General features: G+C 70.9%; 24 protein-coding genes and 1 pseudogene. 15 read left to right on the top strand and 10 right to left on the bottom strand.

Annotated features, from left to right (window positions below):
- Positions 1 to 69 precede the first annotated feature (69 nt).
- Both FGD71_RS18365 and FGD71_RS18360 read left to right on the top strand, forming a co-directional pair.
- Positions 70 to 939: an NUDIX hydrolase gene (locus FGD71_RS18365; RefSeq protein WP_119101525.1), complete on the top strand. Its 870-nt coding sequence runs from the start codon at positions 70 to 72 to the stop codon at positions 937 to 939.
- Positions 936 to 1,775, top strand: coding sequence for an MBL fold metallo-hydrolase (locus tag FGD71_RS18360; protein WP_119101524.1), 840 nt, complete (start codon positions 936 to 938; stop codon positions 1,773 to 1,775). The genes FGD71_RS18365 and FGD71_RS18360 overlap by 4 nt, the downstream gene beginning before the upstream one ends.
- A 69-nt stretch (positions 1,776 to 1,844) precedes the next feature.
- Here FGD71_RS18360 and FGD71_RS18355 read toward each other — a convergent pair whose 3' ends face one another.
- On the bottom strand, positions 1,845 to 2,669 hold the full coding sequence (locus FGD71_RS18355) for a nucleotidyltransferase domain-containing protein (protein ID WP_119101592.1): 825 nt from the start codon (positions 2,667 to 2,669) through the stop codon (positions 1,845 to 1,847).
- Between the two features lie 250 nt (positions 2,670 to 2,919).
- Complete coding sequence (locus tag FGD71_RS18350) at positions 2,920 to 3,594, bottom strand: Crp/Fnr family transcriptional regulator (protein ID WP_006382668.1); 675 nt, start codon at positions 3,592 to 3,594, stop codon at positions 2,920 to 2,922.
- A gap of 351 nt (positions 3,595 to 3,945) precedes the next feature.
- Here FGD71_RS18350 and FGD71_RS48935 point away from each other — a divergent pair.
- From FGD71_RS48935 to FGD71_RS18330, 4 genes and pseudogenes are all read left to right on the top strand, one after another.
- Positions 3,946 to 4,580: pseudogene (locus FGD71_RS48935) on the top strand (endonuclease III domain-containing protein); the annotation flags it as partial.
- 1 nt (position 4,581) lies between these two features.
- Positions 4,582 to 4,997 (top strand): endonuclease III domain-containing protein (locus FGD71_RS48930; RefSeq protein ID WP_425329666.1); only part of this gene is annotated, 416 nt, incomplete at its 5' end.
- A 130-nt stretch (positions 4,998 to 5,127) separates the two neighbouring features.
- Positions 5,128 to 5,823, top strand: a complete 696-nt coding sequence (locus tag FGD71_RS18335; protein WP_119101523.1) for an NUDIX hydrolase — start codon at positions 5,128 to 5,130, stop codon at positions 5,821 to 5,823.
- Between the two features lie 59 nt (positions 5,824 to 5,882).
- Entirely contained in the window at positions 5,883 to 7,082 is a 1,200-nt protein-coding gene (locus FGD71_RS18330; protein ID WP_119101522.1) for a MarP family serine protease, read from the top strand.
- Between the two features lie 90 nt (positions 7,083 to 7,172).
- Here FGD71_RS18330 and FGD71_RS48925 read toward each other — a convergent pair whose 3' ends face one another.
- The 6 genes from FGD71_RS48925 to FGD71_RS18300 all read right to left on the bottom strand — a co-directional run bounded on the left by FGD71_RS48925 (position 7,173) and on the right by FGD71_RS18300 (position 15,407).
- Positions 7,173 to 7,352, bottom strand: coding sequence for a hypothetical protein (locus tag FGD71_RS48925; protein ID WP_119101521.1), 180 nt, complete (start codon positions 7,350 to 7,352; stop codon positions 7,173 to 7,175).
- A 165-nt stretch (positions 7,353 to 7,517) separates the two neighbouring features.
- Positions 7,518 to 8,468, bottom strand: a complete 951-nt coding sequence (locus FGD71_RS18320; protein ID WP_119101520.1) for an alpha/beta fold hydrolase — start codon at positions 8,466 to 8,468, stop codon at positions 7,518 to 7,520.
- Positions 8,465 to 8,953, bottom strand: a complete 489-nt coding sequence (locus FGD71_RS18315; RefSeq protein ID WP_119101519.1) for a phage holin family protein — start codon at positions 8,951 to 8,953, stop codon at positions 8,465 to 8,467. Before FGD71_RS18315 ends, FGD71_RS18320 begins: the two co-directional genes overlap by 4 nt.
- 144 nt (positions 8,954 to 9,097) lie before the next feature.
- On the bottom strand, positions 9,098 to 10,495 hold the full coding sequence (gene nhaA, locus FGD71_RS18310; RefSeq protein ID WP_119101518.1) for a Na+/H+ antiporter NhaA: 1,398 nt from the start codon (positions 10,493 to 10,495) through the stop codon (positions 9,098 to 9,100).
- Positions 10,496 to 10,711: 216 nt separating this feature from the next.
- The gene (gene acs / locus FGD71_RS18305; protein WP_119101591.1) at positions 10,712 to 12,712 is read right to left on the bottom strand and encodes an acetate--CoA ligase; all 2,001 of its coding nucleotides are present in this window, start codon (positions 12,710 to 12,712) and stop codon (positions 10,712 to 10,714) included.
- Between the two features lie 232 nt (positions 12,713 to 12,944).
- Positions 12,945 to 15,407 carry a bifunctional SulP family inorganic anion transporter/carbonic anhydrase gene (locus tag FGD71_RS18300; protein WP_119101517.1) on the bottom strand — a complete coding sequence of 821 codons (2,463 nt, stop codon included), beginning with the start codon at positions 15,405 to 15,407 and terminating at the stop codon, positions 12,945 to 12,947.
- A gap of 357 nt (positions 15,408 to 15,764) precedes the next feature.
- On the opposite strand from FGD71_RS18300, the gene FGD71_RS18295 reads away from it, so the two are divergent.
- The gene (locus FGD71_RS18295; protein ID WP_119101516.1) at positions 15,765 to 17,045 is read left to right on the top strand and encodes a polysaccharide deacetylase family protein; all 1,281 of its coding nucleotides are present in this window, start codon (positions 15,765 to 15,767) and stop codon (positions 17,043 to 17,045) included.
- A 9-nt stretch (positions 17,046 to 17,054) separates the two neighbouring features.
- On the opposite strand, the gene FGD71_RS18290 is transcribed toward FGD71_RS18295, so the two are convergent.
- Positions 17,055 to 18,035 (bottom strand): ATP-binding protein, encoded by a 981-nt coding sequence (locus FGD71_RS18290; protein WP_119101515.1) that lies wholly within the window; start codon positions 18,033 to 18,035, stop codon positions 17,055 to 17,057.
- A 147-nt stretch (positions 18,036 to 18,182) separates the two neighbouring features.
- Here FGD71_RS18290 and FGD71_RS18285 point away from each other — a divergent pair, with 147 nt between their 5' ends.
- Positions 18,183 to 19,007: a Fic family protein gene (locus FGD71_RS18285; protein ID WP_119101514.1), complete on the top strand. Its 825-nt coding sequence runs from the start codon at positions 18,183 to 18,185 to the stop codon at positions 19,005 to 19,007.
- A gap of 430 nt (positions 19,008 to 19,437) precedes the next feature.
- Here FGD71_RS18285 and FGD71_RS18280 read toward each other — a convergent pair whose 3' ends face one another.
- Positions 19,438 to 20,262, bottom strand: coding sequence for an HAD family hydrolase (locus FGD71_RS18280; RefSeq protein ID WP_119101513.1), 825 nt, complete (start codon positions 20,260 to 20,262; stop codon positions 19,438 to 19,440).
- Positions 20,263 to 20,836: 574 nt separating this feature from the next.
- Here FGD71_RS18280 and ssd point away from each other — a divergent pair.
- The 7 genes from ssd (at position 20,837) to FGD71_RS18245 (ending at position 26,064) form a co-directional block, all read left to right on the top strand.
- Positions 20,837 to 21,940, top strand: coding sequence for a septum site-determining protein Ssd (gene ssd, locus FGD71_RS18275; RefSeq protein WP_119101590.1), 1,104 nt, complete (start codon positions 20,837 to 20,839; stop codon positions 21,938 to 21,940).
- 206 nt (positions 21,941 to 22,146) lie between these two features.
- Positions 22,147 to 23,292 carry a TadA family conjugal transfer-associated ATPase gene (locus FGD71_RS18270; RefSeq protein ID WP_240436658.1) on the top strand — a complete coding sequence of 382 codons (1,146 nt, stop codon included), beginning with the start codon at positions 22,147 to 22,149 and terminating at the stop codon, positions 23,290 to 23,292.
- 14 nt (positions 23,293 to 23,306) lie between these two features.
- Positions 23,307 to 24,179 carry a type II secretion system F family protein gene (locus tag FGD71_RS18265; protein ID WP_119101589.1) on the top strand — a complete coding sequence of 291 codons (873 nt, stop codon included), beginning with the start codon at positions 23,307 to 23,309 and terminating at the stop codon, positions 24,177 to 24,179.
- Positions 24,176 to 24,955, top strand: a complete 780-nt coding sequence (locus FGD71_RS18260; protein ID WP_119101511.1) for a type II secretion system F family protein — start codon at positions 24,176 to 24,178, stop codon at positions 24,953 to 24,955. The genes FGD71_RS18265 and FGD71_RS18260 overlap by 4 nt, the downstream gene beginning before the upstream one ends.
- 182 nt (positions 24,956 to 25,137) lie before the next feature.
- Positions 25,138 to 25,275, top strand: coding sequence for a DUF4244 domain-containing protein (locus FGD71_RS50210; protein ID WP_420878318.1), 138 nt, complete (start codon positions 25,138 to 25,140; stop codon positions 25,273 to 25,275).
- A gap of 43 nt (positions 25,276 to 25,318) precedes the next feature.
- Complete coding sequence (locus FGD71_RS18250; protein WP_240436657.1) at positions 25,319 to 25,672, top strand: TadE family type IV pilus minor pilin; 354 nt, start codon at positions 25,319 to 25,321, stop codon at positions 25,670 to 25,672.
- Entirely contained in the window at positions 25,669 to 26,064 is a 396-nt protein-coding gene (locus FGD71_RS18245) for an Rv3654c family TadE-like protein (RefSeq protein ID WP_119101508.1), read from the top strand. Before FGD71_RS18250 ends, FGD71_RS18245 begins: the two co-directional genes overlap by 4 nt.
- The last annotated feature ends 22 nt before the right edge of the window (positions 26,065 to 26,086 follow it).

The following is a 26,086-nucleotide window of genomic DNA, read 5'->3' as shown; positions in this document are numbered from 1 at the left end:
GGGCGCCGCCCCTGGAGCAGCCGATTGTTGCCTCTCGAACATCAGCCCCCTACGGGATAGCCTCCGCCCATGGCGAATGGGCAGTGGTACCCACCGGAGTGGCCCGAGCGGATCCGTGCGCTCGCCGAGGGCAGGCTCACACCGGTCACCCCCAAGCGGGCGGCCACCGTCATGCTGCTCAAGGACACCGACGGCGCCACCGCCGTCCACATGCTGCGCAGACGCGCCTCCATGGCCTTCGCCGGAGGCGCGTACGCGTATCCCGGGGGCGGCGTCGACCCCCGGGACGACGAGCGGCAGATCCGCTGGACCGGCCCCACGCGCGCGTGGTGGGCGTCCCGGCTCGGCGTCGACGAAACCTCCGCCCAGGCGATCGTCTGCGCGGCGGTGCGCGAGACGTACGAGGAGGCGGGCGTGCTGCTCGCCGGTGCCACCCCGGACACCGTGGTCGGCGACACCACGGGCGACGACTGGGAAGCGGACCGCGCGGCACTGGTCTCCCGGGACGTCTCCTTCGCCGAGTTCCTGGGCCGCCGGGGGCTCGTGCTGCGATCCGACCTCCTGGGGGCCTGGACCCGCTGGATCACCCCGGAGTTCGAGCCGCGCCGCTACGACACGTGGTTCTTCGTGGCCGCCCTCCCCGAGGGCCAGCGCACCCGCAACGCCTCCACGGAGGCCGACCGTACGGTCTGGATCTCCCCCGGGGACGCGGCGGACGCGTACGACAAGGGCGACCTGCTGATGATGCCGCCCACCATCGCGACCCTGCGCCAACTCCGCTCGTACGCCACCGCCGCCGAAACCCTCGCCGCCGCGCCCGGCCGTGACCTGACCCCCGTTCTGGCCCAGGCCCGCCTGGAAGACGGCGAGCTGGTGCTCACCTGGCCCGGACACGACGAGTTCACCAAGCACATCCCCAACGGTGGAGCCCCCGCATGACGGACGCGACAGCCCTTCCCGGCCAGCCGCGAGGCGCAGTCCTCTCCGGCCCCGCGACCGAACGGGCCGTGAACGTCCTCGCGCCCAACGCGTCCGCGATGACCCTGGACGGCACGAACACCTGGATCGTGGCCGAGCCGGACTCCGGGCTGGCGGTGGTGATCGACCCGGGGCCCCTGGACGACGTACACCTGAGCCGTGTCGTCGACGCCGCCGAGAAGGCGGGCAAGCGGGTCGCGCTGACCCTGCTGACGCACGGGCACCCCGACCATGCCGAGGGCGCGGCACGGTTCGCGGAACTGACGGGGACGAAGGTGCGGGCGCTCGACCCGGCGCTGCGGCTCGGCGACGAGGGCCTGGCGGCCGGCGACGTGATCAGCACGGGCGGCCTGGAACTGCGTGTCGTACCGACCCCCGGCCACACCGCCGACTCGCTCTGCTTCCATCTGCCCGCCGACCGGGCCGTCCTGACCGGCGACACGATCCTGGGCCGGGGCACCACGGTCGTCGCGCACCCCGACGGTCGCCTCGGTGACTATCTGGACTCCCTGCGGCGGCTCAGGTCCCTGACGGTCGACGACGGGGTGCACACGGTGCTGCCGGGCCACGGGCCCGTCCTGGAGGACGCCCAGGGTGCCGTCGAGTTCTATCTCGCCCACCGCGCCCACCGCCTCGCCCAGGTCGAGACGGCGGTCGAGGAAGGCCACCGGTCTCCTGGCGAGGTCGTGGCGCACGTGTACGCCGACGTCGACCGCTCCCTGTGGCCGGCGGCCGAGCTGTCGGTGCGGGCGCAGCTGGACTATCTGCGGGAGCACGGGCTCATCGAGGACGCCTGACCGTCCGAGGACCGCCTGAGAACCGTCCGAGGGCCGTCCGAGGGCCGTCTGAGGACCGCCCGAGGTCTTCTAGGGGCGTGGTTCCTTGATGCCGTGCACGCGCGCGTACTCCTCGGCAAGCCATGGGCCGAGGTCGTCCACGTACGACCGCAGGACGGCGAGACCACCCGTGGGCTCGTACGCCGCGACCGCCGCCGCCCGCAACTCGGCCGCCCGCTCCGGGTAGTACCGCCCGAACACCTCGGCCATCTCGTGGAGATCGCTGGTCCAGCCGTTCCAGCGGGGCATGACGAGTGTGAAGCCGGTGCGGACGAGGTGACGGGAGATGGAGCGCACCAGCGGCCGTGCGGCCTCGTCCGAGTCGCCCGCCCCGACCTCGGCCGTGGCCTCGGCGATGCGCTCGCGCCAGCGGGACAGGAAGAGGGCGAGATCGCCGTTCGTCTCGCGGGCGAGGAGCGAGTCGGGCCGGTAGCGCGGCAGGTACTCGGCGAGATCCTCGCCCGCCAGCGGCGTACACAGGCAGGCGACGAACCACCCGAGGTCGTACCTCTCCAGCTCGCTCAGCGCGCCTGCCCTGCTGACCAGCAGCACTCCGGCCCCGTCGATCTGCTGGAACTCCTTGTCGAGCGCCTCCTCGATCGTGCGCGCGTCCGCCCGGTCCGCATTCGTGGGCTCCTCGCGCAGCGCGAGCAGCAGATCGAGGTCACTGCGTCCCACGCGCGCCGTGCCGCGCGGGATCGAACCGTAGAGGTACGCGCTGTGCAGCCGCGCCCCGAACACGTCCAGCACTCGGTCGCGGGCCGTCGCCACGACCGGCCGGAACGCCCGCGGTATCCGGCCGAGGGAACCCTCGCGCTCGATGTAGCCCTGGCTGTCCAGGCCCATGCTCTGCATGGGACCACTGTGCATCGGCGGCGCAACGGCGTCAGGTCTTTTCCCGGCGTCAGGTCATTTTTCCGGCGGGCCGGTGAGCGCCACCGCCGGGTCATTTCCGAGCGCCAGGCGGTCGAAGCGCACCAGGGCGGCGCTCTCGTCCGTCAGACAGGCGCCTCGCACCTCCCCGCCCCTTGCCATCCCGCCCAGGCGATGCGAGAAGGGCCCCGCCGTGCGGCAGGGCCCTTCAGACGCGTAGGAGACGCAGTGGCTAGCGCGAGCGCTTCGCGAGCCGCTCCACGTCCAGCAGGATCACCGCGCGGGCCTCCAAACGGAGCCAGCCGCGGCCCGCGAAGTCGGCGAGTGCCTTGTTGACCGTCTCGCGGGAGGCGCCGACCAGCTGGGCCAGCTCTTCCTGCGTGAGGTCGTGCACGACGTGGATGCCCTCCTCGGACTGCACGCCGAAGCGGCGCGAGAGGTCCAGGAGCGCGCGGGCCACGCGGCCCGGAACGTCGGAGAAGACCAGGTCGGACATCTGGTCGTTGGTCTTGCGCAGGCGCCGGGCGACGGCGCGCAGCAGGGCTGCAGCCACCTCGGGGCGCGCGTTCAGCCACGGCTGGAGGTCGCCGTGGCCCAGGCCCAGCAGCTTGACCTCGGTCAGCGCGGTGGCGGTCGCCGTGCGCGGGCCGGGGTCGAACAGCGACAGCTCGCCGATGAGCTCGCCGGGGCCGAGGACGGCCAGCATGTTCTCGCGGCCGTCGGGGGATGTGCGGTGAAGCTTGACCTTTCCTTCGGTGACCACGTACAGGCGGTCACCCGGGTCACCCTCGTGGAAAAGCGCGTCGCCGCGTGCGAGGGTCACCTCACTCATGGAGGCGCGGAGCTCCGCGGCCTGCTCGTCATCGAGCGCCGCGAAGAGCGGGGCGCGCCGCAGAACGTCGTCCACGAGTTCTCTCCTTGTCGACCTGCTCAGGGGATGTGGCTCCCCCGTGGTACCAGGGGACCGTGCTTCCCATCTTGCCGGACGGTCCAAACAGTGTGATCAGTCACAAGTCTGCCGCACCGGCGGGCCGAGCAGTGAGGCAGGGGGCCAATTGGGGGCTGATCTCCGAGGGCCGAGCCGGATGTCGGTGGCGGGCTTTAGGCTGGCCGGGTGTCCAAATCGCCGGTGAGAGCACAGGCCAAGGGGGCTGGGCGGGTGGTTGTACGTCGCGATTCCGCTGTGGGCGAACAAAGTCCCGACGGATCAGAGAAAACGACAAAAGCGGCAAATTCATCGCCGGCGAAGAAGGTGACGATGTCCGCCAAGAAGGCGGCGACAGCCTCGAAGAAGGCCGTGCCCACCGAGAGCGCGGCGAAGGGCCCGGCCAAGAGCGTGGCGAAGAAAGCCGTCGCGAAGAAGGCCACCGCGAAGAAAGCCACGGCGAAGAAGGCCGTTGCGAAGAAAGCCGGCCCCGCCAAAGAGGCCAAAGAGGCCTCCGTCGCAGTCGCCCCCGCCAAGCCTCCCCGGAGCGAGTCCCGCACCGCCTTGGTCCGCCGCGCCCGCCGCATCAACCGCGAGCTCGCCGAGGTCTACTCGTACGCCCATCCGGAGCTGGACTTCGAGAACCCGTTCCAGCTCCTGATCGCCACCGTCCTCTCGGCCCAGACCACCGACCTGCGGGTGAACCAGACGACTCCGGCGCTCTTCGCCGAGTACCCCACCCCCGAGGACCTGGCCGCGGCGAACCCCGAGGAGGTCGAGGAGATCCTGCGGCCGTGCGGGTTCTTCCGCGCCAAGACGAAGTCGGTGATAGGTCTCTCCCGGGCCCTGCGGGACGACTTCGGCGGCGAGGTCCCCGGGCGCCTGGAGGACCTCGTCAAGCTCCCCGGAGTAGGGCGCAAGACGGCCTTCGTGGTCCTCGGCAACGCCTTCGGGCGGCCCGGAATCACNTAGGGCGCAAGACGGCCTTCGTGGTCCTCGGCAACGCCTTCGGGCGGCCCGGAATCACCGTGGACACCCACTTTCAGCGGCTCGTCCGCCGCTGGCAGTGGACCGACGAGAAGGATCCGGACAAGATCGAGGCCGCCGTCGGCGCGCTCTTCCCGAAGAGCGAGTGGACGATGCTCTCGCACCACGTGATCTTCCATGGACGGCGCATATGCCACGCCCGCAAGCCCGCCTGCGGCGCCTGCCCCATCGCGCCGCTCTGCCCGGCGTACGGGGAGGGCGAGACGGACCCGGAGAAGGCCAGGAAGCTCCTGAAGTACGAGAAGGGCGGCTTCCCGGGCCAGCGGCTCAAGCCCCCGCAGGCGTACTTGGACGCAGGCGGCATCCCGGCACCCCCGCTGAGAGCGCCCTCGCCATGAGCGCCTCCGCCGAGGCCCGGGCCCGGGGCCGGTTCCAGGGCCGAGTCCGAGTCCGGGGCCGGTTCCGGGGCCCGATGACGGAACGATCTGCGAGGGCGCAGGCGTTGAGAGCAGCAGAACGGGGGTGGCGATGACACGCGCGAGCGACATGCGGGGCGGCCGGCTGGCGGTGTGCAAGGACGGCCTGCCCGACTGGCTGGACCCGGTCGTGCACGCGGTCGAGACGGTCGAGCCGCTCCAGCTGAGCCGCTTCCTGCCGCCGGCGAACGGTGCGGGGCGCCAGTCCGCCGTACTGATCCTGTTCGGCGAGGGCGAGCGCGGTCCCGAGTTGCTGCTCATGGAGCGGGCCAGCTCGCTCAGATCGCACGCCGGGCAGCCGTCGTTCCCCGGTGGCGCCCTCGACCCCGAGGACGGCGACCCGAAGGCCGACGGGCCGTTGCGGGCCGCTCTCCGCGAGGCCGAGGAGGAGACCGGGCTCGACCCGCGTGGCGTCCAGCTCTTCGGCGTACTGCCCGCGCTCTACATCCCGGTGAGCGGCTTCGTGGTCACCCCCGTGCTGGGCTGGTGGCGCGAGCCGAGCCCGGTGGGAGTCGTCGACCCGAACGAGACGGCGCGCGTCTTCACGGTCCCCGTGGCGGATCTCACGAATCCGGCGAACAGGGCCACGACCGTGCACCCCAGAGGCCACACAGGTCCGGCATTCCTGGTCGAATCCGCCCTGGTCTGGGGCTTCACGGCCGGAGTCATCGACCGCCTGCTGCACTTCGCGGGCTGGGAGCAGCCGTGGGACCGCGAGAAGCGGGTCCCGCTCGACTGGCACACATGACAGGGTGGCTCTCATGTTTTTTCCGGTGACCGCCAGGTGACGAGGCGAGGCTTGAATCAGTGAACGTGCTGGACATCCTGTTGCTGGTCGCCGCCGTGTGGTTCGCGATCGTGGGCTATCGCCAGGGGTTCGTCGTCGGCATCCTCTCGGTGATCGGCTTCCTGGGCGGCGGCCTCGTCGCGGTCTACCTCCTCCCGGTCATCTGGGACGCCCTGACCGAGGACGCCGAGGTCGGCACGACCGCCGCCGTCGTGGCGGTGGTCGTCGTGATCGTCTGCGCCTCCGTCGGCCAGGCGTTCACCACCCACCTCGGCAACAAGCTGCGCCGGTACATCACCTGGTCCCCGGCCCGCGCCCTGGACGCAACGGGCGGCGTGCTCGTCAACGTCGTGGCGATGCTGCTGGTCGCCTGGCTGATCGGCTCGGCCCTCGCGGGTACGACGCTGCCGACGCTCGGCAAGGAGGTCCGGGGCTCCAAGGTGCTGCAAGGGGTGTCCAGGGCGCTGCCCGACCAGGCCAACACGTGGTTCGCCGACTTCTCCTCGGTCCTCGCGCAGAACGGTTTCCCGCAGGTCTTCAGCCCGTTCAGGAACGAACCCATCAACGACGTGAAGGCCCCCGACCCCGCTCTCGCCAAGAGCCCGGTCGCGACCCGCGCCCAGCGCTCCATCGTCAAGGTCACCGGCACCGCCCAGAGTTGCGGCAAGGTCATCGAAGGCACCGGCTTCGTGTTCGGCGAGCGCCGCGTGATGACGAACGCGCACGTGGTGGGCGGCGTCGACGAGCCGTACGTCCAGATCGGCGGCTTGGGCAAGCGGTACGCCGCGAAGGTCGTGCTCTACGACTGGGAGCGCGACATCGCCGTACTCGACGTGCCCGATCTGCGCGCGCCCGCCCTGCAGTTCACGTCCAAGGACGCCACGAGCGGCGACGGCGCGATCGTGGCGGGCTTCCCGGAGAACGGGTCGTACACCGTCGGCGGCGCGCGCGTGCGCGGACGGATCACGGCCGACGGCGCGGACATCTACCACCGGGGCACGGTGCGCCGCGACGTCTACTCGCTCTACGCGACCGTGCGCCAGGGCAACTCCGGAGGCCCGCTGCTCACCCCGGACGGCAAGGTGTACGGCGTGGTCTTCGCGAAGTCCCTCGACGACCCCGACACGGGGTACGCGCTCACCGCGGACGAGGTCCGGGAGGACATCGCCAGGGGCCGCACCGCCAACCAGCAGGTGGACAGCGACAGTTGCGCGCTGTAGCGCCGGGTCGACGCCGGGCCCTGCTGGTTCGACGCCGAGCCGGCCGGACCTGCTGAGGCCGTGGCCCGAGGTCTGACGGGGCTTGAACGCTCAGCCGCGCGGGTGGCGCAGGCGCGCCGAGACCCAGCGGGCCCGGCGCCTCAGAATATGGGGGATTCCCAGTCGGGGGTCCGTGCCCTGTATCTGCGGGGCGCCCCTCTGGTGGGAGCTCAGGCCACTGGCCGAGCGGCGGTTGCGTGCTGCGTCACTGTAGTCGTGCGTCCAGCCCATACCCCGACGTCTGCCCCTGCCCCAAGGTCGATAACCGCTCCCAGGGCCCCCAATTGGCCTATGCGCCAGGCATTTGGCCGTTCGTAGGACAAGCGTTCCTATCCCGAGGCCGAGCGCCTGACGGGCCCGCCCGGACGCTTTGGACGAACCCGGCTCGAAGGGGCGTCAGCGGTCCGGTTCCGGGTCCTTCAGCCAGTTCACCAATTCGGTGGAAAACGCCACCGGGTCCTCTTCATGGGGGAAGTGGCCGAGTCCGTCGAACAGTCGCCAGCGGTAGGGCGCTTCGACGTACTCCCCGGAACCCGCCGCACTGCGGGTCCGCATCACCGGGTCGAGCGAGCCGTGCAGATGCAGGGTCGGCACCCGCACCGGGCGCTTCATGCGCCGGTTGAACTGGATGCCGTCGGGCCGGACCAGCGAGCGCACCATCCACCGGTACGGCTCGATCGCGCAGTGCGCCGTCGAGGGGATGCGCATGGCGCGCTGATACGTCTCCACGGCCTCGTCGTCCGGCTGCCGCGGCCCGGACCAGTCCCGTACGAGACGGCCGACCAGGGCACCCTCGTCGGCGACGAGCTGACGCTCCGGGATCCACGGCCGCTGAAAGCCCCATACGTACGAGCCCGCCGCGGTCTGCTTCATGTCCGAGAGCATCGCCGAGCGCCAGCGCCGGGGATGCGGCATCGAGGAGACCGCGAGCCGGCGTACGAGCTTGGGGCGCATCACGGCCGCCGTCCACGCCAGATAGCCGCCGAGGTCATGGCCGACCAGGGCCGCGTCGGGCTCGCCGAGGGACCGTACGACGCCGGTGATGTCGAGCGCGAGGTTCGCGGGGTCGTAACCGCGGGGCGTACGGTCGCTGCCGCCGACTCCCCGCAGATCCATCGCCACGGCGCGGAAACCGGCGTCGGCGAGTGCCACCAGCTGATGCCGCCAGGCCCACCAGAACTGCGGGAACCCGTGCAGCATCAGAACCAGTGGCCCGTCGCCCATTTCGGCGATGTGGAAACGCGCGCCGTTGGCGGCGACGTCCCGGTGGGTCACCTCTTTCCCGCCGGGGACGTCGAGCCGTGCGAACGAGGTGGGCTGCTCCGAAGGTGTGGCGGGGTCCGTCATGAGGATGAGCGTGCCACAGCCTCGACGCTCTCACCGACTCGGTCGGCCCCGTTCAACTGACGAGGGTGCGGCTTCACGTTCTGCAGTACGGCCGCCGTCTCCTTGACCGACGCCGCCGTCTTCTGCGGACCCTTGCCCTTCTTGGCCTTCTTCGCGAAGACGACGCCGATCAGCGCGAGCAACCCGGCGACCAGCACGTTCGCGGCGAAGGACAGCAGGAAGCAGACCGCGAGGTTCCAGTCGCTCCAGGTCCGGATGCCGTACGCCAGCGCGAAGCTCAGCATCGGCAGGGAGAAGATGAGCACCGCCCCGGCCGCCGCGAACGCGCCGCCGCCGACCGCACCGCGCTTGACGTCCTGCTTGAGCTGGGCCTTCGCCAGCGCGATCTCGTCGTGCACCAGCGCTGACATCTCGGTCGTCGCCGAGGCGAACAACTGGCCGATGCTGCGTTCGGCGCCGACCGGGTTGCCATCGGGTGCGCTCATCGCGGTCTCCCTTTGTCTTGGGACGTTGTAGTCCGGGGGCGTTGTGGTCATGGGGACGTTGCTGTCCTGGAGACGGTTGCCGCGTTGGGACGTTGCTGTCTTCGGGACGGTTGCTGTCCTGGGACGTTTTGCGTGCGTGTCCGATCATGCCGGACGGTCGTTCTCCTCGCTTGCCCCGGCCATCACTTGTGCAAGCCTGCGGTGTTCGGCGGCCTTCCGCTCGTAGATGTCCGCCATCCGCAGGTGGTACGCGGGACTGTCCTGCTCGTAGATGTCGGGGATCCCGTCGAGGTCCTCGTCCAACTCCTCGGCCTCGTACAGCTTGCGGTACTTGGCGTTGCGCAGCTTCAGCAGCACCGTCGACAGGATGGCCGCGATCAGGGAGCCGGACAGGACGGCGGCCTTGACCTCGTCGGTGAGTACGCCGTCGCCCTCGAAGGCCAGCTCGCCGATGAGCAGCGACACGGTGAAGCCGATGCCCGCGAGGGAGGCAACGGCGAAGAGATCCGGCCAGGCCAGGTCGTCGGAGAGCTCCGCTCTGGTGAAGCGGGCCGTCAGCCATGTGCCGCCGAAGATGCCGATCGCCTTGCCGACGACCAGTCCGAGGACGACGCCCAGGGTTTCGGGCCGCGTGAACACCCCGCCGAGTGCGTCCCCCGAGACCGCGACACCGGCGCTGAACAGCGCGAACAGCGGTACGGCGACACCGGCCGACAGAGGGCGGACGAGATGTTCGATCCGCTGGCCCAGGGAGTGCGCCTCGTCCTCACGGGTGGTGCAGCGCAGCATCAGGCCCATCGCGACACCGGCGATGGTGGCGTGGACGCCGCTGTTGTACATCAGCCCCCAGATGACGAAGGCGAGCGGGACGTACAGATACCAGCCGCGCACGCCCTTCCTCAGCATCAGCCAGAACAGGACGAGGCCGGCCGCGGCGCCGCCGAGGGCCGCGAAGTTCAGGTCGGCGGTGAAGAACACCGCGATGATCAGAATCGCGAAGAGGTCGTCGACGACCGCGAGGGTGAGCAGGAAGGCACGCAGGGCGTTCGGCAGGGACGTACCGATGACGGCGAGGACGGCGAGCGCGAAGGCGATGTCGGTCGCGGTCGGCACCGCCCAGCCGGCGAGCGAGCCGCCTCCGATGGTGCTGACCAGCGTGTAGACCAACGCGGGCACGGCCATGCCGCACAGGGCGGCCACGACCGGGAGCGCGGCGGCCTTCGGGTCCTTGAGATCACCGGCGACCAACTCGCGCTTGAGCTCGATGCCGGCCACGAAGAAGAAGACCGCCAGCAGTCCGTCGGCGGCCCAGTGCTGGACGGAGAGGTCCAGGCCGAGCGCGGCGGGCCCCAGGTGGAAGTCACGGACGCTCGCGTAGCTGTCGCGCACCGGTGTGTTGGCCCAGACGAGTGCGGCGATGGCGGCGACGAGGAGCAGGATGCCACCGACGGTCTCGGTACGGAGCGCGTCCGCGACGAAGTTCCGCTCGGGCAGCGAGAGACGCCCGAGGAACTTACGGGTGGTGGGGCTGGGCGCGGCCACGGGGAGGACCTCCGGTCGGTGGGCAGGGCAGAACACATGCCGACCAGACTTCCCGGCGCACCTTGGGGCTTCTCGTCACGCTGTGGAACTTCCCCCAGCGTACCCATGATGTGCTCTGACCTCTCCGGTGAGCCTCACGGTAAAGGCCGCGGAAGGCCGCACGGGGCACCCGGCGCGTGGCCGGGCGCCCCGTGACGGACGCATTCAGAGACGTACTCAGTCCTCGCTGGACGACGTGGGGAGCTTCGCCTGGATCAGGTCCATCACCGTGGAGTCGGTCAGCGTGGTCACGTCACCGAGCTCGCGGTTCTCGGCGACGTCACGCAGCAGACGGCGCATGATCTTGCCGGAGCGGGTCTTGGGCAGCTCGGCCACCGGCAGGATCCGCTTGGGCTTGGCGATCGGGCCGAGGGTGGTGCCGACGTGTCCCCGCAGCTCGGCCACGAGGTCCGCGGTCTCCGAGGCCGTACCGCGCAGGATCACGAAGGCCACGATCGCCTGGCCGGTCGTCTCGTCGGCCGCGCCCACGACCGCCGCCTCGGCGACGGACGGGTGCGAGACGAGCGCCGATTCGACCTCGGTGGTGGAGATGTTGTGCCCGGACACGAGCATCACGTCGTCGACCCGGCCGAGCAGCCAGATGTCGCCGTCCTCGTCCTTCTTGGCGCCGTCGCCGGCGAAGTACTTGCCCTGGAAGCGCGACCAGTACGTGTCGATGAACCGCTGGTCGTCGCCCCAGATGGTGCGCAGCATCGACGGCCACGGCTCGGTGAGGACGAGGTACCCGCCGCCTCCGTTGGGCACCTCCTGGGCCTCGTCGTCGACGACCGTCGCGGAGATGCCGGGCAGCGGGCGCTGCGCGGAGCCCGGCTTGGTCTCCGTCACACCGGGCAGCGGCGTGATCATCATCGAGCCGGTCTCGGTCTGCCACCACGTGTCCACGATCGGAGTGTGGTCGGCGCCGATGTGCTTGCGGTACCAGATCCATGCCTCGGGGTTGATCGGCTCACCGACGGACCCGAGCACACGCAGGCTGGACAGGTCGAACTTCGCGGGGATGTCGTCGCCCCACTTCATGAACGTACGAATGGCGGTGGGCGCCGTGTAGAGGATGGTCACGCCGTACTTCTGCACGATCTCCCAGAAGCGGCCCTGGTGCGGGGTGTCCGGCGTGCCCTCGTACATCACCTGCGTCGCGCCGTTCGCGAGCGGCCCGTACGTGATGTACGAGTGGCCGGTGACCCAGCCGATGTCGGCCGTGCACCAGTAGACGTCGGTCTCCGGCTTGAGGTCGAAGACGGCGTGGTGCGTGTACGCGGCCTGGGTGAGGTAGCCGCCGGAGGTGTGCAGGATGCCCTTCGGCTTACCCGTCGTCCCCGAGGTGTAGAGGATGAACAGCGGCTGCTCGGCGTCGAAGGCCTCGGGAGTGTGCTCGGTGGACTGCTTCTGGGTGATCTCGTGCCACCAGACGTCGCGGCCCTCGGTCCAGGCGACCTCCTGGCCGGTACGGCGCACGACGAGCACCTTGCCGACCCCGTCGACCCGGCCGACCGCCTCGTCCACGGCGGGCTTGAGCGCGGCGGGCTTGCCGCGGCGGTAGCCGCCGTCCGAGGTGATGACCAGCTTGGCGTCGGCGTCCTGGATGCGGGTGGCGATGGCGTCGGCCGAGAAGCCGCCGAAGACGACCGAGTGCGCGGCGCCGATGCGGGCGCAGGCCAGCATCGAGACGACGGCCTCGGGAATCATCGGCAGATAGATGGCGACCCGGTCGCCCTTCTCAACCCCCAGCTCGGTCAGGGCGTTGGCGGCCTGGGAGACCTCGTCCTTCAGCTCCGCGTAGGTGATGGCCCGGCCGTCGCCGGGCTCGCCCTCGAAGTGGATCGCGACACGGTCGCCGTGACCGGCCTCCACGTGGCGATCGACGCAGTTGTACGCGACGTTCAGCTTCCCGTCCGCGAACCATTTGGCGAAGGGCGGGTTCGACCAGTCCAGCGTCTCGGTCGGCTCGGTGGCCCAGGTCAGCCGGCGCGCCTGCTCGGCCCAGAAACCGAGCCGGTCAGCCTTGGCCTGTTCATACGCCTCCGCTGTGACGTTGGCGTTCGCGGCCAGGTCGGCGGGCGGCGCGAACCTGCGCTCCTCACGAAGCAGGTTGGCCAGGCTTTCGTTGCTCACGACATCTCCCTTTCCCAGGGTGTCCGTTGTGTCCCCGGGCCACAGCTCATCAGACGAGGACCCCTGGTGACAAGGGCCGTCCGAGAATTGGTTTAGACCTTTGTGCGTGTGGCCCCCGCGTACGGGGGGCCACACGTTGTCACGGACCGGAGCGGCGGGCGGTTCAGGTCCGCGAGGGAGAGGGCCTGGATGGGGCGTGAGGGTGAACGCGTGTTCGTCGTGAGGGTTATGGGGTGTTTTGTGGAGTGCTTGCGGGGGTGGCGCGGTGCGCGCGGAGTCAGGTGCGGGTGTCGTGCAGTGCGCGTGCCGTGACCCGGTCGAACACCTCACCGCCCGGCACGGCTTCGCCGTCGGCCCCGGCACCACTGTCGAGCCCGGCTTCGCCGTCGGCCCCGGTCCCGGCGTCGGTACCAGCCTCGGTCCCCGCCGCCGCCCCCGCTCCCGCCCCGGCCTTCGCCCGGTCGTCGGCCACCGCGTCCGTGAGCAGATACCCCTGAGCCTCGCCCACGTGGAAGTACATCCCGTGCAGTTCGAGTCGGCCCTCCCGCAGAGCCCGCGCCACACACTCGTGCGCCCGCAGATGCTCCAACTGCTGCACCACATTGGTGAGGCAGAGCTGTTCGACGGCGTTCGCGGGCGCCCGGTCGGCGATCCGCGTCCACGGCCGGTCCTTCGCGGCCATCCGCTCCAGACTCGGCAGTCCGTGCCGCAGCCATCGTTTCAACGGTGTTCGCGCCCCGTTCGGGTCGGAGTTCAGCAGCGCCTGCATCGCCCCGCATCCGGAGTGCCCGCACACCGTGATGGATCTCACCTCCAGCACCTCCACCGCGTACTCGATGGCGGCTGCCACCGAGTCGTCACCGCTTTCCTCGCCGGGCGGTGGCACGAGATTGCCCACGTTGCGTACGACGAAGAGATCGCCGGGGCCGCTGGATGTGATCATCGATGTGACCAGCCGGGAGTCGGCGCAGGTCAGGAAGAGCTGCGAGGGCCGCTGCCCCTCCCTCGCGAGCCGCGCCAGCTCGCTGCGCACCAGGGGGGCGGTGTTGCGCTGGAACGCGCTGATGCCGCTGGCCAGTTCATGCCCACTGGGGTGCCTGTCCGAGGACGCCGTCCGCGGTGGCTGCTCGCAGTGGTGGTTGCGCCAGGGCGTCCAGGGCCGGCAGTGGCACTGCGCGGTGCCCGCCGGCTCGGTGATCCGCGTGCCTCCCCGCCCGGTCAGCTCCACCGACCCGCCGTGTGCGGCGTGCGCGCTCTGCCAGTCGTGCAGCGACTCGTACGCCGCGTGGTCCATGAACGAACCGTCCAGCTCCACGACGACCTCGGCTCCCTGGGGCACCAGGTGCAGTGCCCGGCTGAGCCGCGGCACGGCGAGGAACGTCAACTGTCCGCGGACCCGCACATGGTGCACGCCCTCCGCGTCCTCCTCGTGCGTGATCCGCGTACGGGTGAGCCGGTGGAGCGCGATGGTCACGGCGACGGCCACGCCGACCGCCACGCCCTCGAGGACGCCGAAGAACACCACGCCCGCCGTCGTGAACGCGTACACCGGAATCTCGCGGTGGCGGGTGATGCTGCGGATGTGGTTGATCGACACCATCTGCACGCCGACGGCCATCACCAGCGCGGCGAGCGTGGCGAGCGGGATCAGATCGAGCACCGGCACCAGCAGCAGGGCGGCGACCACGATCCACAGACCGTGCAACATCGTGGAGTTGCGGCTCACGGCGCCCGCCTGGACGTTGGCCGCGCTGCGCACCGCGACGCCCGTGACGGGCAGCCCGCCCAGCGAGCCGGAGACGATGTTCGCCGCGCCCTGGCCGCGCAGCTCACGGTCGAGGTCGGCGCGTGGGATGCGCGGCCCGTGCCTGCGGGCGGCGGCCAGCTTGTCCACGGCCACCGCGGAGAGCAGCGACTCGACGCTGCCGACCAGCGCGATGGTCAGGACGGCGGCGACGATGCCGAGTACGGGGCCTTCCGGTAGCCCGGTGAGGGTGTGGCTGCTCCAGGAGGGCAGATCGACCCGGGGCAGCCGCAGCCCGGCGAGCGTCGCCACCGCCGTGGCCGACGCGACCGCGGCGAGCGCCGCCGGAACGGCACGGGCGACCTGACCCGCACGCCCGGGGATACGCGGCCACAGCAGCAGCACGGCCAGGGTCAGGGCGCTCATCGACAGCGCCGACAGGTGCGGGGCGGCCAACTGGGCGGGTAGCTGGCGGACGTTGTCGATGACGGAGCTGTGCGGAGAGCCGCCCAGCACGATGTGCAGCTGGGCGACGGCGATGGTGATGCCGATGCCGGCCAGCATGCCGTGGACGATCGCGGGACTGACGGCGAGCGCGGAACGGGCCACCCGCAGAAAGCCCAGGCCGACTTGGACCAGTCCGGCGAGAACGGTGATGGCACACGTCGTACGCCAGCCGTACGTCTGGATGAGGTCGGCCGTGACCACGGTGAGCCCGGCGGCGGGGCCGCTCACCTGGAGCGGCGCGCCGCCGAGCCGGCCGACCAGCAGCCCGCCCGCGGCGGCGGCGACTAGCCCCGCCTGCAAGGGCGCCCCGGTCGCCAGCGCGATGCCCAGGGACAGCGGCAACGCGATCAGGAAGACGGCGATCGAGGCGGAGAAATCGGCGGCCGTGATCCGGGGACCACGGCGGCGGGGCCGGGGCGGGCTGTGCGGCCGCCCCTCGTCCGGCGTGTGCGAAGAGTCGTCGGTTCGGGTGGGGACGCAGGTGGACATAGTTCCCGTCTCCTCCGGGGCTGCGCGGTCGCTTGGGGTGCGGCCGTGGGTCACGGCGTACAGCGGCGGGATTTATCAAAGCTCGGCAAATGAATCGTAATGGAGAGTAAAGCCCGTGTGCGAAAAAGTAGCGCAAATAGGCTAATGAACCACTCTGTCGAGTGAATGATTGCAATGATCGGCTTGTCGCATTAATTCCTTCAGGGTCCCGTGCGACCTTGGCGGCGCTGTCGGTGTTCGTTCGGGATTTCCCTTGCGGTCTGTCCGGAATTCTCCCTGCGGTCTGTCCGGGATTCCCCTATTTCGGCACCCCCCTTATCGGCGTTGGCCTGACTGAAGGAAGAAGGTGGGCGGAAGATGGCCGCCACCCAGAGGATCGCCGCGGGAGTCACGGTCACAGCGGTCTGCGCCGCGGCCCTCGCCGGTTGCGCGTTCGGCGAAACCCCCGAAACCGGAGCGAAGAAAGGCGCGCACGGCGCGAAGAAGGCGGCGGGCGCCCCGGCCCCCAAGAAGGTGTTCCGCCCGATCGGGGACGGCTCCACCGCCTTCACCGGGGCGCAGCCGCATCTGCCCCGCCCCGAGCGGCTCAGACCCGGCCAGAAGCCGCCGCAGTTCGTGGTCTTCTCGTGGGACGGCGCGGGCGAGGACAGTCAGAAGCTGTTCTCCCACTTCCGCAAGGTGGCCAGGGCCAACAAGGCGACGATGACGTACTTCCTGAGCGGCGTGTACATGCTCCCGGAGGAAAAGCGCGCTCTCTACCGGCCACCGATGCACTCACCGGGCCGCTCCGACATCGGCTTCAATGACGAGCAGGGAGTCAAGGACACCGTGCAGCAGTTGCGCGGCGCGTGGCTCGAGGGCAACGAGATCGGCACGCACTTCAACGGTCACTTCTGCGGCAGCGGCGGCGTCGGCGACTGGTCCGTCGAGGACTGGAAGAGCGAGATCGCCCAGGCCAAGTCGTTCGTGAAGTCCTGGAAGACCAACACGGGCACGGCGAAGGCCGCCGCGCTGCCCTTCGACTACGACAAGGAGTTGGTCGGCGCCCGCACTCCCTGCCTGGAGGGGCAGCAGAACTTCATGCAGGCCGCCCGTCAGCTGGGATTCCGCTACGACACAAGTGGCGTCAACAACCAGATCTGGCCCAAGAAGAAGGACGGCCTGTGGGACCTGTCCATGCAGCTCGTCCCGGTCCCGGGCCGCAGCTTCGAGACGCTCGCCATGGACTACAACTTCATGGTCAATCAGTCCGGCACCACGTCCCAGAACGCCGGCGCCTACCAGCAGAAGTTCTGGGGCGACCAGATGCGTGACGGCCTGCTCAAGGGCTTCGACCGTGCCTACAACGGCAATCGTGCGCCCCTGATCATCGGCAACCACTTCGAGTCCTGGAACGGCGGCACCTATATGCGGGCCATCGAGGAGACCATCGAGCGGGTCTGTACGCAGAGCGAGGTGCGCTGCGTTTCCTTCCGGCAGCTCGCCGACTGGCTCGACGCCCAGGATCCGCAGACCCTGGACAAGCTCACCACGCTTCAGGTCGGCGAGGCCCCGAAGCAGGGCTGGGCGTCGTTCCTCGCCGCCCAGCCCGCCCCGGCTCCGAAGGGTGTCCCGGGCGCACCCGCGGTCCAGCCGTAGCGGAAGCGCTCACGCCGTGACGGGCTCCGCCTCACGCAGTACGAAGGAGGGGTCGACCTGGGAGGCCAGATCGGCGCCCGTCCTCTCGTTGCCCCAGGACCGCGCGTTCTTCAGGTGGAAGTGCACCATCTGGCGCATGTAGCGCTCCCAGTCCCGAAGCTCGTACGTGGCGTCGGCGGCGGTCTGAAGGGCCCGCAGGGCTTGGCGGTTGGTGTCCTCCAGGCGCTCGAACAGGGGTGGGCGCCCCTTCTCCATGGCGCGCACCCAGTCCGAGTGCCCGACCGTCACCAGGAGGTCGTCACCGACTTCGGCGCGGAGGAAGTCGATGTCGTCCTGGCCCTGCACCTTGTTGCCGACGACCTTCAAGGTGACGCCGAAGTCGCGCGCGTACTCCTTGTACTGGCGGTAGACGGAGACCCCCTTCCGCGTCGGCTCGGCGACGAGGAAGGTGATGTCGAAGCGCGTGAACATGCCGGACGCGAAGGAGTCCGAGCCCGCCGTCATGTCGACGACGACGTACTCGCTCTGGCCGTCGACGAGATGGTTCAGGCAGAGCTCCACCGCACCGGTCTTGGAGTGGTAGCAGGCCACTCCCAAATCGGCCTCGGTGAACGGGCCGGTGACCATCAAACGGACAGCACCGCCGTCGAGTTCCACGGCTCGCGCGCAGGCCTCGTACACCGGGTTGTCCTCGCGCACCCGCAGCAGCCGGGAACCCTCGCCGGGCGGAGTCGTCTTGATCATCGTCTCGGCGGAGGCGATCCGCGGGTTGGAGCCGCGCAGGTAGTCCTTGATCAGCGGGAGTCGCTCACCCATCGCCGGCAGTCCCGCGGCGTCCGCCTCGTCCAGTCCGAGCGCGGGCCCGAGGTGCTGGTTGATGTCGGCGTCCACCGCGACGACCGGGGCACCGGTGGTCGCGAGGTGCCGGATGAAGAGCGAGGACAGGGTGGTCTTGCCGCTGCCGCCCTTCCCAACGAAAGCAATTTTCATGTTCAGTAACAGTAGTGGCCGAGCCCCGCCGACGGGCGGCTAAACGTGAAGAAGACCACCCCTTCGTGGCGAGGGTCCACCCACAAGAGGTGCTTCGTTCAAGGAGGGGTGGCGAGCCGGGGGCCGGGCGCGCGTAGGGTCGTACTCATGAGTACGACAGGTGCGAACGCCGACCCGCTCGCGACCCTGGGCTCGCTGCCCGGCGTCGTCGAATCCGTGGAGTCCGTGCGCAAGGCAGTGGACCGGGTCTACGGGCACCGCATCATGCGCCGCCGTAGCAACGAGATCACCTCGGAGGCCGCACTGCGCGGCGCGCGCGGCTCCGCGGCACTGGCCGGAGCGGACTGGGCCCTGGAAGAGGTGCGCCGCCGTACCGACTTCAGCGGCGACGGCGAGGCCCGGGTGGTGGGCGCCGCCCTCCGGCTGACCGCCGAGGCGGGTCAGCTCCTCTCGATCTGGCGGCAGTCGCCCCTTCGGGTGCTGGCACGCCTGCACCTGGTGGCGGCCGCGGACAAGGGTGACGAGGTCGGGCGGCCGCGACAGGACGGCGAACCGGTCGACGAACCGCTGATCGAGCTGCCGCTGCCGGACGCAAGCGAGGTCGCGGGCCGCCTCGACGGCCTCTCGCAGCTGATCATCGCGGGCACCTCCGCCCCCGCCCTGGTGACTGCCGCCGTGGTCCACGGCGAGCTCCTCGCCCTGCGCCCCTTCGGCTCACACAACGGCCTGGTGGCGCGCGCGGCCGAGCGCATCGTCCTGGTCGGCAGCGGCCTCGACCCGAAGTCCGTCTGCCCCGCCGAGGTCGGCCACGCGGAACAGGGCCGCGCGACTTACCTGGCGGCCTTCGACGGCTACCTTTCCGGAACGCCGGAGGGCATGGCGACCTGGGTCGCTCACTGCGGCAGAGCGGTCGAGTTGGGCGTACGGGAGTCGACGGCCGTCTGCGAGGCGCTTCAGCGAGGGGCGGCATAGGCCCCGAAGCGGCCTGTCCGAAAATGGAAAAAGGCCCCTTAAGGGGCCTTGAACAGGGTTGCGGCGGTACGAGGATTCGTACCGCCGCTGGCATGTTCACCCGGTTACCATGCGTCCTCGATATATTGCCCATCAGGTCGGGAACTGTTGCCCGTCGCCTGGTGCGGCTGGCCCGTAATCGACGGGTCGACGTCGCGTGGGTGCCCAGTGTCCATGCTCGGTCCGTGGGGCCTCGGTTGCGTTATTAAGGTGATCCTTTTTCTCGGATGTCCTTGGTCTCGCGGGCCGTTAACTTCTTTGTACTCCAGGACCGGAGCAAGCGGAAGCCCTCCCTGTACTTCTTTACTTTTAGGTTCAAAGAGGTTGAATCGGTCGCGCTTATCGCTGTTGTCGCTCGCAGCGCGCGTCTTGCCGCGGAGGATGAGGCAGCTCAGCTCACTGCCGAACGGCGTCGGCTCGTGTACCAGACCAGCCCCGCGGTGGCCGCGGCCGCCCCTATCGCCGCGGCCGCGACCAGGGCAGGCCGGGGAGGCACGGACAGCCGCTGCTTGAGCCGCACCGGGTGGTGGAAGTCGAGGATCGGCCACGCGCGCGTGGTGGCCTCGCGGCGCAGCGCTCGGTCCGGATTGACCGCATGGGGGTGGCCGACGGCTTCGAGCATCGGGAGGTCGGTCGCCGAGTCGCTGTAGGCGTAGCAGCGGGAGAGGTCGTACCCCTCGGACGCGGCCAGCTCCTTGATCGCCTCGGCCTTCGTCGGCCCGTACGCGTAGTACTCCACCTCGCCCGTGAAGCAGCCGTCGTCGCCGACGACCATGCGGGTCGCCACGACACGGTCCGCGCCCAGGAGTTCACCGATCGGCTCGACGACCTCCGCGCCGGACGTCGAGACGATCACGACGTCGCGCCCGGCGATGTGATGCTCCTCGATGAGGGACGCCGCCTCGTCGTAGATGATCGGGTCGATCAGGTCGTGCAGGGTCTCGGCGACGATCTCCTTGACCTGCTGGACGTTCCAGCCGCGGCACAGCGTGGAGAGGTACTCGCGCATCCGCTCCATCTGGTCGTGGTCGGCGCCTCCGGCGAGGAAGACGAACTGGGCATATGCGGTACGCAACACGGCCCGGCGGTTGATCAGACCGCCTTGGTAGAACGACTTGCTGAACGTGAGCGTGCTCGACTTCGCAATGACCGTCTTGTCCAGATCAAAGAAGGCCGCTGTGCGGGGCAAGGAGTGGTTTTCCACGAGCCTGAGCATAGGCGCCCACCATTCGGCGTAAGGTGGGGCGCGTGGGTTTGCCTGAGAGGGCTCTCGGGTACACCATGGAAGTCACGGATCGTTCGCGACCGTGCTAACCCGGTCCGGCTCCTCCCCCCCCGAGTCGGCCGTGGGGACGACCCCCGCTCTCCCCCCCGGCGGGGGTCGTCGCATGTCCGGGTGGGTTTTCTCCCCCTTGTTCGCTGACCACGTGCCGCGCTGTGCGGGCTTCGGCGCCTCTCTCCGTGTACCCATGATCCGTCACTGTCTGTAGCCGTCAGACTGCTCTAAGGAAGTCGTACACGGGTCACCGGTTTGGGTGAAGGCGATATTCACATCCGCCGAGTTGTCCACAGTTATCGAGCAAGATCCACACGATTTCCGGGATCGCTGCACCGTGATTCCAACGCGTCCCGCCGGGCGGAAGTTCATGGCCGGTTCGGTATGTCCGGCACCTATGGCCGGTTCGTATCGGCGGTTCATATGGAGGACCGGTTGCCGGTTCTTCACGCGGGGCGGGATTCGCGGGGCCGCAGAGGCTCTGTGGAAGAAGCAGCGAAGGGGGATGGAGATCGTGGCGGGAACCATCACGCACGACCGGCCGGCGGCCGCCGAGGGGCGGCAGGGCGGACCGTTGATCGTCACCGAGGACGCGGATCTGCTGGACGACCTGCTGCGGCTGTGCGCCGCGGCGGGCGCCCGGCCCGAGGTCCACCATGGCGTGCCCGAGCGCGGAGGCGGCTGGGAGGCGGCGCCTCTGGTCCTGGTCGGCGACGACGCCGCGCGGCGCGTGCGCGGGGCCGCGCGCAGGCGCGGAGTGGTGCTCGTGGGGCGGGATCAGGACGATTCCGGGGTGTGGCGGCGGGCCGTGGAGATCGGCGCCGACCATGTCCTGCTGCTGCCCGACGGCGAGCAGTGGCTGGTCGACCGCATCGCCGACGTGGCCGAAGGTGTCGGGCCGCCCGCGCTCACCGTCGGCGTGATCGGCGGTCGCGGCGGGGCCGGTTCGTCCACGCTGGCCTGCGCGCTCGCGGTCACCTCGGCGCGCGAGGGGCGGCGCACGCTGCTCGTGGACGCGGATCCGCTGGGCGGCGGACTCGACGTACTCCTCGGCGGTGAGACGGCCGAGGGTCTGCGGTGGCCGGCGTTCGCCGCCTCGCGCGGGCGGGTCGGCGGTGGCGCCCTGGAGGAGTCGCTGCCCGAGCTGCACGCGCTCAGGGTCCTCAGCTGGGACCGCGGCGACTGCGTGGCCATCGCACCCGAGGCCGTACGGGCGGTGCTGGCCGCGGCCCGACGGCGGGGCGGCACGGTGGTCGTGGACCTGCCGCGCCGCGTCGATGAAGGCGTCGCGGAGGCACTCGCCCAAGTGGACATGGGGCTGCTCGTGGTCCCCGCCGAGCTGCGCGCGGTCGCGGCCGCCGGGCGGGTCGCCTCCGCGGTCGGAATGGTCCTGCGCGATCTGCGGATCGCGGTGCGCGGGCCGTATGCGCCCGGCCTGGACGACAAGGAGGTGTCCCGTCTGCTCGGGCTGCCGCTGGCGGGCGAAGTGCCCGTGGAGACGGGGTTGTTGGCCGCGAACGAGCGCGGCGCCCCACCCGGGGGCGACATCCGGGGCCCGCTTGCGCGCTTCTGCTCGGCCTTCTGGGAGCGGGCCGCGGTTGCGGGAGGGGGCGTATGAGCGAGGGCACACGCGTGCGTGCCGGAGTGTCGGGCGGACGTGCGGAGGCGGGTTCATCTGCGGACGTCGTGTTGACGGGTCGGCGGGCGGGCGTGGGTTTGCCTGAGGCCGCGAGGCCGTCGGGCCGGCAGGTGGGCGTGGGTTTGCCTGCGTGGGCCGGGCTGTCGGACGGAAGTTCATGGGTGGGCCGGGCTGCGGATGCTGAGCTGTTGGACGGAGTGCGGCAGTGGCTCGCCGAGAGCGGGGCCGAGCCGACTCCGGCGCGGGTGGCGCAGGCGTTGCGGGACCAGGGGCGGGTGCTGGGGGACACCGAAGTGCTCGGCGCGGCCGAGCGGTTGCGCTCCGAGCTGGTCGGGAGCGGTCCCCTGGAGCCGCTGCTCGCCGACCCTTCGGTGACCGACGTGCTGGTCTCGGCGCCCGACCGGGTATGGGTGGACCGGGGCGGCGGACTGGAGCTGACGGCCGTCGCCTTCCCGGACCCGGCGGCCGTACGACGTCTGGCGCAGCGCCTCGCGGCCGTGGCCGGGCGACGGCTCGACGACGCGCACCCCTGGGTGGACGCGCGGCTTCCGGACGGCACGCGTCTGCACGCGGTGCTGCCGCCGGTGGCGGTCGGTTCGACGTGCCTGTCGCTACGGGTCGTACGGCCGCGGGCGTTCACGCTCGACGAGCTGGTGGCGGCCCGGACGGTGCCGCCGGGCGGCGACCGGGTGCTGCGGGCTCTGCTGGATGCCCGGTTGTCGTTCCTGATCAGCGGAGGCACCGGAAGCGGCAAGACGACGCTCCTGAGCGCCTTGCTGGGTCTGGTCGGACCGGGCGAGCGGATCGTGCTCGCGGAGGACTCGGCGGAGCTGCGCCCCGACCACCCTCATGTCGTACGCCTGGAATCCAGACCGGCCAACCAGGAGGGCGCCGGTCTCGTCACGCTCCAGGACCTGGTGCGCCAGGCCCTGCGGATGCGGCCGGACCGGCTGGTCGTCGGCGAGGTGCGCGGGCCCGAAGTCGTCCATCTGCTGGCCGCGTTGAACACCGGCCACGAAGGCGGTTGCGGCACCGTCCACGCGAACGCGGCGGCGGGGGTACCTGCCCGCTTGGAGGCGCTGGGCACAGCGGCGGGGCTCGACCGGGCCGCCCTGCACAGCCAGGTGGCGGCCGCGCTGTCGGTGGTGCTCCATCTCGTACGCGACCGGGCGGGGCGGCGGAGGATCGCCGAGGTGCATGTGCTGGAGCGGGATGCGGCGGGGCTTGTGGTGACGGTGCCGGCGCTGCGGTGGGGCGTGGAGGCCTTCACGTACGAGCGGGGGTGGCAGCGGCTGCGGGAGCTGCTCGGTGAGAGGTGTGAGGGGCTGTGACGGGGGTCGGCGAGATGACGGTCGGTGCGGCGATGGTGTGTGCCGGGGCGGCGGCCTGGCTGATGGGCGAACAGGGGCCGAGGGCTCGGCGGGCTCAGTTGCTGTGTGCCGGTGATGGGATGCCGGGGGTGGGACCGCCGACGTGGGGGCACAGGGCGCGGGACCGGGCGGCGAGGGCCGTGCGGCGACTGCGGCTGTTGCATCGGCTCAGGGGCGAATGGTGGTCGCTGGTCGCCGGGTTGATGGTCGCCTTGCTGGGGGCGTCCGTGGTGCCGCTCGTCGTGGGGGCGCTCGGGGTTCCGTTGGCGCGGCGGGCTCGGCTGGCCGCTCGGGCAAGGCGGGAGCGGGAGCGGCGGGCCGATGCGGTGATCGCGCTGTGCGGGGCGCTCGCGGGGGAGGTGCGCGCCGGCCGGCAGCCGGGCGAGGCGCTCCTCCGCGCCGCCCGTGACTCGGGCGGACTCGGTGACGCACAGGCGGTGGTGCTGGCGGCGGCACGGTTCGGCGGGGATGTGCCCGGCGCGCTGACCGATGCGGCCCGGCGGCCTGGGGCCGATGGACTGCTGGGCCTCGCCGCGTGCTGGCGGGTCGCGGTAGACCGGGGTGCCGGACTCGCCGCCGGACTCGACCGGCTGGAGGGGGCATTGCGTGCGGAGCGGGATCAACGGGCCGACCTGCGCGCCCAGTTGACGGGGGCTCGGTCGACGGCGGTGCTGCTCGCGGGATTGCCGCTGCTGGGGCTGCTCCTCGGGACCGCGCTGGGCGCCGATCCGCTGCATGTCGTCCTGCACACCGGCGCGGGCATCGGCTGCCTTTTGGTCGGCGGTGTCCTGGAGGGCGCCGGGCTGTGGTGGGCGCTGCGGATCGTACGGAGGGCGGAGGCCGTATGAGCGCGGAGGTTGTCCACAGGCAGGGGGTGGCTCTGTGCGTGTCGGCCGGACTCTGGTCGATGGCTTGGGCGCTATGGGCGGCGCGGCGGGAGCGCAGGGCGCGTCGGCGGCTGGGAGTGGTGCTGCTGGTCAAGCCGGCGCCCGTCCGTCGGCGCTTCGAGATCCGATCAGGGATGACGAGGTGGCTGCCGGCGGTGGGCGCGGTGAGCGCCTGCTGGGTGTTCGTCGGCGGTGTTCCCGGGATCGTGGCGGGGATCGCGGCTGGGTTCGGGGTGTGGCGATGGCAGCGCAGGCCCGCGCCCCCCGAGGAGCCCCAGTCGGGCGTGGCCGCACGGCAACTTCCGCTCGCAGCCGATCTGCTGGCGGCCTGCATCGCGGCGGGTGCCAGTCCCGTGACGGCGGCTCAGGCCGTGGGCGAGGCACTCGAAGGGCCCGTCGGCGAGCGGCTCGCGCGAGGCGCTGCCGAGGTGCGGCTCGGGGGTGAACCGGCCGAGGCGTGGCGAGGTCTGGCCGCCTTGCCGGGGGCCCGGGCACTGGCCCGGCTGCTGGAGCGGGCGGGCGAGTCGGGCGTACCGGCGGCGGGTCCCGTCGCACGCCTTGCCGCCGAAGCCCGCGCGGAGTGGGGACGGACCGCCACCGCGCGTGCGCGACGGGCGGGCGTCATGGTCACCGCGCCGGTGGGGCTGTGCTTCCTGCCCGCGTTCATTGCGATCGGGGTGCTGCCCGTGGTGATCGGGCTGGCGAGTGGGGTGCTGGGAGGAGGAGGTGGTGGATGACGGGCGGAATGCGGTGAAGGGCGAGCGATGAACGATCAACGGTCGATGGAACGGATGAACGGATCTACACGGGGGTTCGGATGAGCAAGGCAATGCGGGTGCGGGTGCGCGTACGGGTGTGGGCCCTGGCAGTCAGGACGTGGGCGGTGCCGAGGGCTCGGACCGTGCGGAGGGATGCCGGGATGGTCACTTCCGAGTACGCGATGGGGCTGATCGCGGCCGTGGGGTTCGCCGCGCTCCTCTACCAGGTGCTGACCAGCTCACAGGTCAAGGCAGCTCTGCAGGACATCGTCGAAAAGGCGCTCCATGGGCAGTTCTGAGTCGGCAGCGGCCGGCCCACTGCGGGGCCGGGGGCCGAACCTGATGGTGGCCCGGGACCGGGGGTTCGTGACGGCGGAGGCCGCCGTGGTGCTGCCTGTGCTGGTCGCGTTCACGATGGCGCTGGTCTGGGCCGTGATGGCCGCGTGCGCGCAGATCCAATGCGTGGACGCGGCCCGGGCGGGAGCACGTGCGGCGGCCCGCCAGGACCCCCCGGGCACGGTGACGGCGGTGGCCCGGAAGGCGGCGCCGAGTGGGGCCCGGGTCACGGTTCGGCGCGCGGGCGACCTGGTGCGCGTACGGGTCGAGGCGGAGCCGCCGGGCCCGGACGCTCTTGCTCTGGACTTGGAGCACGAGGCCGTGGCGCTGGCCGAGGAGACGGTGGGGGCGGGCGGATGACGAGCGAAGGCGACGGGGTGCGTCCGTCGCGCAGGAGAGCCGCCTCCTCGGACCGAGGGTCGGCGACCGTCTGGACCGTGGGCGCCATCGCGCTGCTGTGCGTCGCATTCGGCGTCGTCCTCGCGATGGGCCAAGCGGTGGTGACCCGTCACCGTGCCGGCGGGGCGGCCGACCTGGCGGCGCTCGCGGCGGCGGACCACTGGATGGAGGGGGGTACGGCGGCATGTGCCCAGGCGGACCGGGTGGCCCGGGCTCAGGGCACCAGGATCGTGCGGTGCGCCGTCTACGGCGAGATCTCGGACGTCAGGGTCTCGGCGGGGCGAGGGCCCTTCACGGCCGAGGTCAGATCGAGAGCGGGGCCTGCGGGGCCGGCGGCACCGCCGGGGAGGTGACGCCGCAGCCGCGGTCGCCCAG

The organism is Streptomyces sporangiiformans, from assembly GCF_005768555.2.
Lineage (GTDB): Bacteria > Actinomycetota > Actinomycetes > Streptomycetales > Streptomycetaceae > Streptomyces > Streptomyces sporangiiformans.
Note: the sequence above shows the minus strand (reverse complement) of the source record. Positions and strands in the feature narration are given on the sequence as shown.

Bases quoted from the DNA above. Each gene is read 5' to 3' on its own strand.
- FGD71_RS18265 (WP_119101589.1), top strand. From the start codon at position 23,307: ATGACGGTCGGTGCGGCGATGGTGTGTGCCGGGGCGGCGGCCTGGCTG.
- FGD71_RS50210 (WP_420878318.1), top strand. From the start codon at position 25,138: ATGGTCACTTCCGAGTACGCGATGGGGCTGATCGCGGCCGTGGGGTTC.
- FGD71_RS18260 (WP_119101511.1), top strand. From the start codon at position 24,176: ATGAGCGCGGAGGTTGTCCACAGGCAGGGGGTGGCTCTGTGCGTGTCG.
- FGD71_RS18320 (WP_119101520.1), bottom strand. From the start codon at position 8,468: ATGACGGACCCCGCCACACCTTCGGAGCAGCCCACCTCGTTCGCACGG.
- FGD71_RS18295 (WP_119101516.1), top strand. From the start codon at position 15,765: ATGGCCGCCACCCAGAGGATCGCCGCGGGAGTCACGGTCACAGCGGTC.
- FGD71_RS18285 (WP_119101514.1), top strand. From the start codon at position 18,183: ATGAGTACGACAGGTGCGAACGCCGACCCGCTCGCGACCCTGGGCTCG.
- FGD71_RS18280 (WP_119101513.1), bottom strand. From the start codon at position 20,262: ATGCTCAGGCTCGTGGAAAACCACTCCTTGCCCCGCACAGCGGCCTTC.
- FGD71_RS18335 (WP_119101523.1), top strand. From the start codon at position 5,128: ATGACACGCGCGAGCGACATGCGGGGCGGCCGGCTGGCGGTGTGCAAG.
- FGD71_RS18360 (WP_119101524.1), top strand. From the start codon at position 936: ATGACGGACGCGACAGCCCTTCCCGGCCAGCCGCGAGGCGCAGTCCTC.
- FGD71_RS48925 (WP_119101521.1), bottom strand. From the start codon at position 7,352: ATGGGCTGGACGCACGACTACAGTGACGCAGCACGCAACCGCCGCTCG.
- FGD71_RS18300 (WP_119101517.1), bottom strand. From the start codon at position 15,407: ATGTCCACCTGCGTCCCCACCCGAACCGACGACTCTTCGCACACGCCG.
- FGD71_RS18315 (WP_119101519.1), bottom strand. From the start codon at position 8,953: ATGAGCGCACCCGATGGCAACCCGGTCGGCGCCGAACGCAGCATCGGC.
- FGD71_RS18365 (WP_119101525.1), top strand. From the start codon at position 70: ATGGCGAATGGGCAGTGGTACCCACCGGAGTGGCCCGAGCGGATCCGT.
- FGD71_RS18250 (WP_240436657.1), top strand. From the start codon at position 25,319: ATGGTGGCCCGGGACCGGGGGTTCGTGACGGCGGAGGCCGCCGTGGTG.
- FGD71_RS18355 (WP_119101592.1), bottom strand. From the start codon at position 2,669: ATGCAGAGCATGGGCCTGGACAGCCAGGGCTACATCGAGCGCGAGGGT.
- FGD71_RS18245 (WP_119101508.1), top strand. From the start codon at position 25,669: ATGACGAGCGAAGGCGACGGGGTGCGTCCGTCGCGCAGGAGAGCCGCC.
- FGD71_RS18290 (WP_119101515.1), bottom strand. From the start codon at position 18,035: ATGAAAATTGCTTTCGTTGGGAAGGGCGGCAGCGGCAAGACCACCCTG.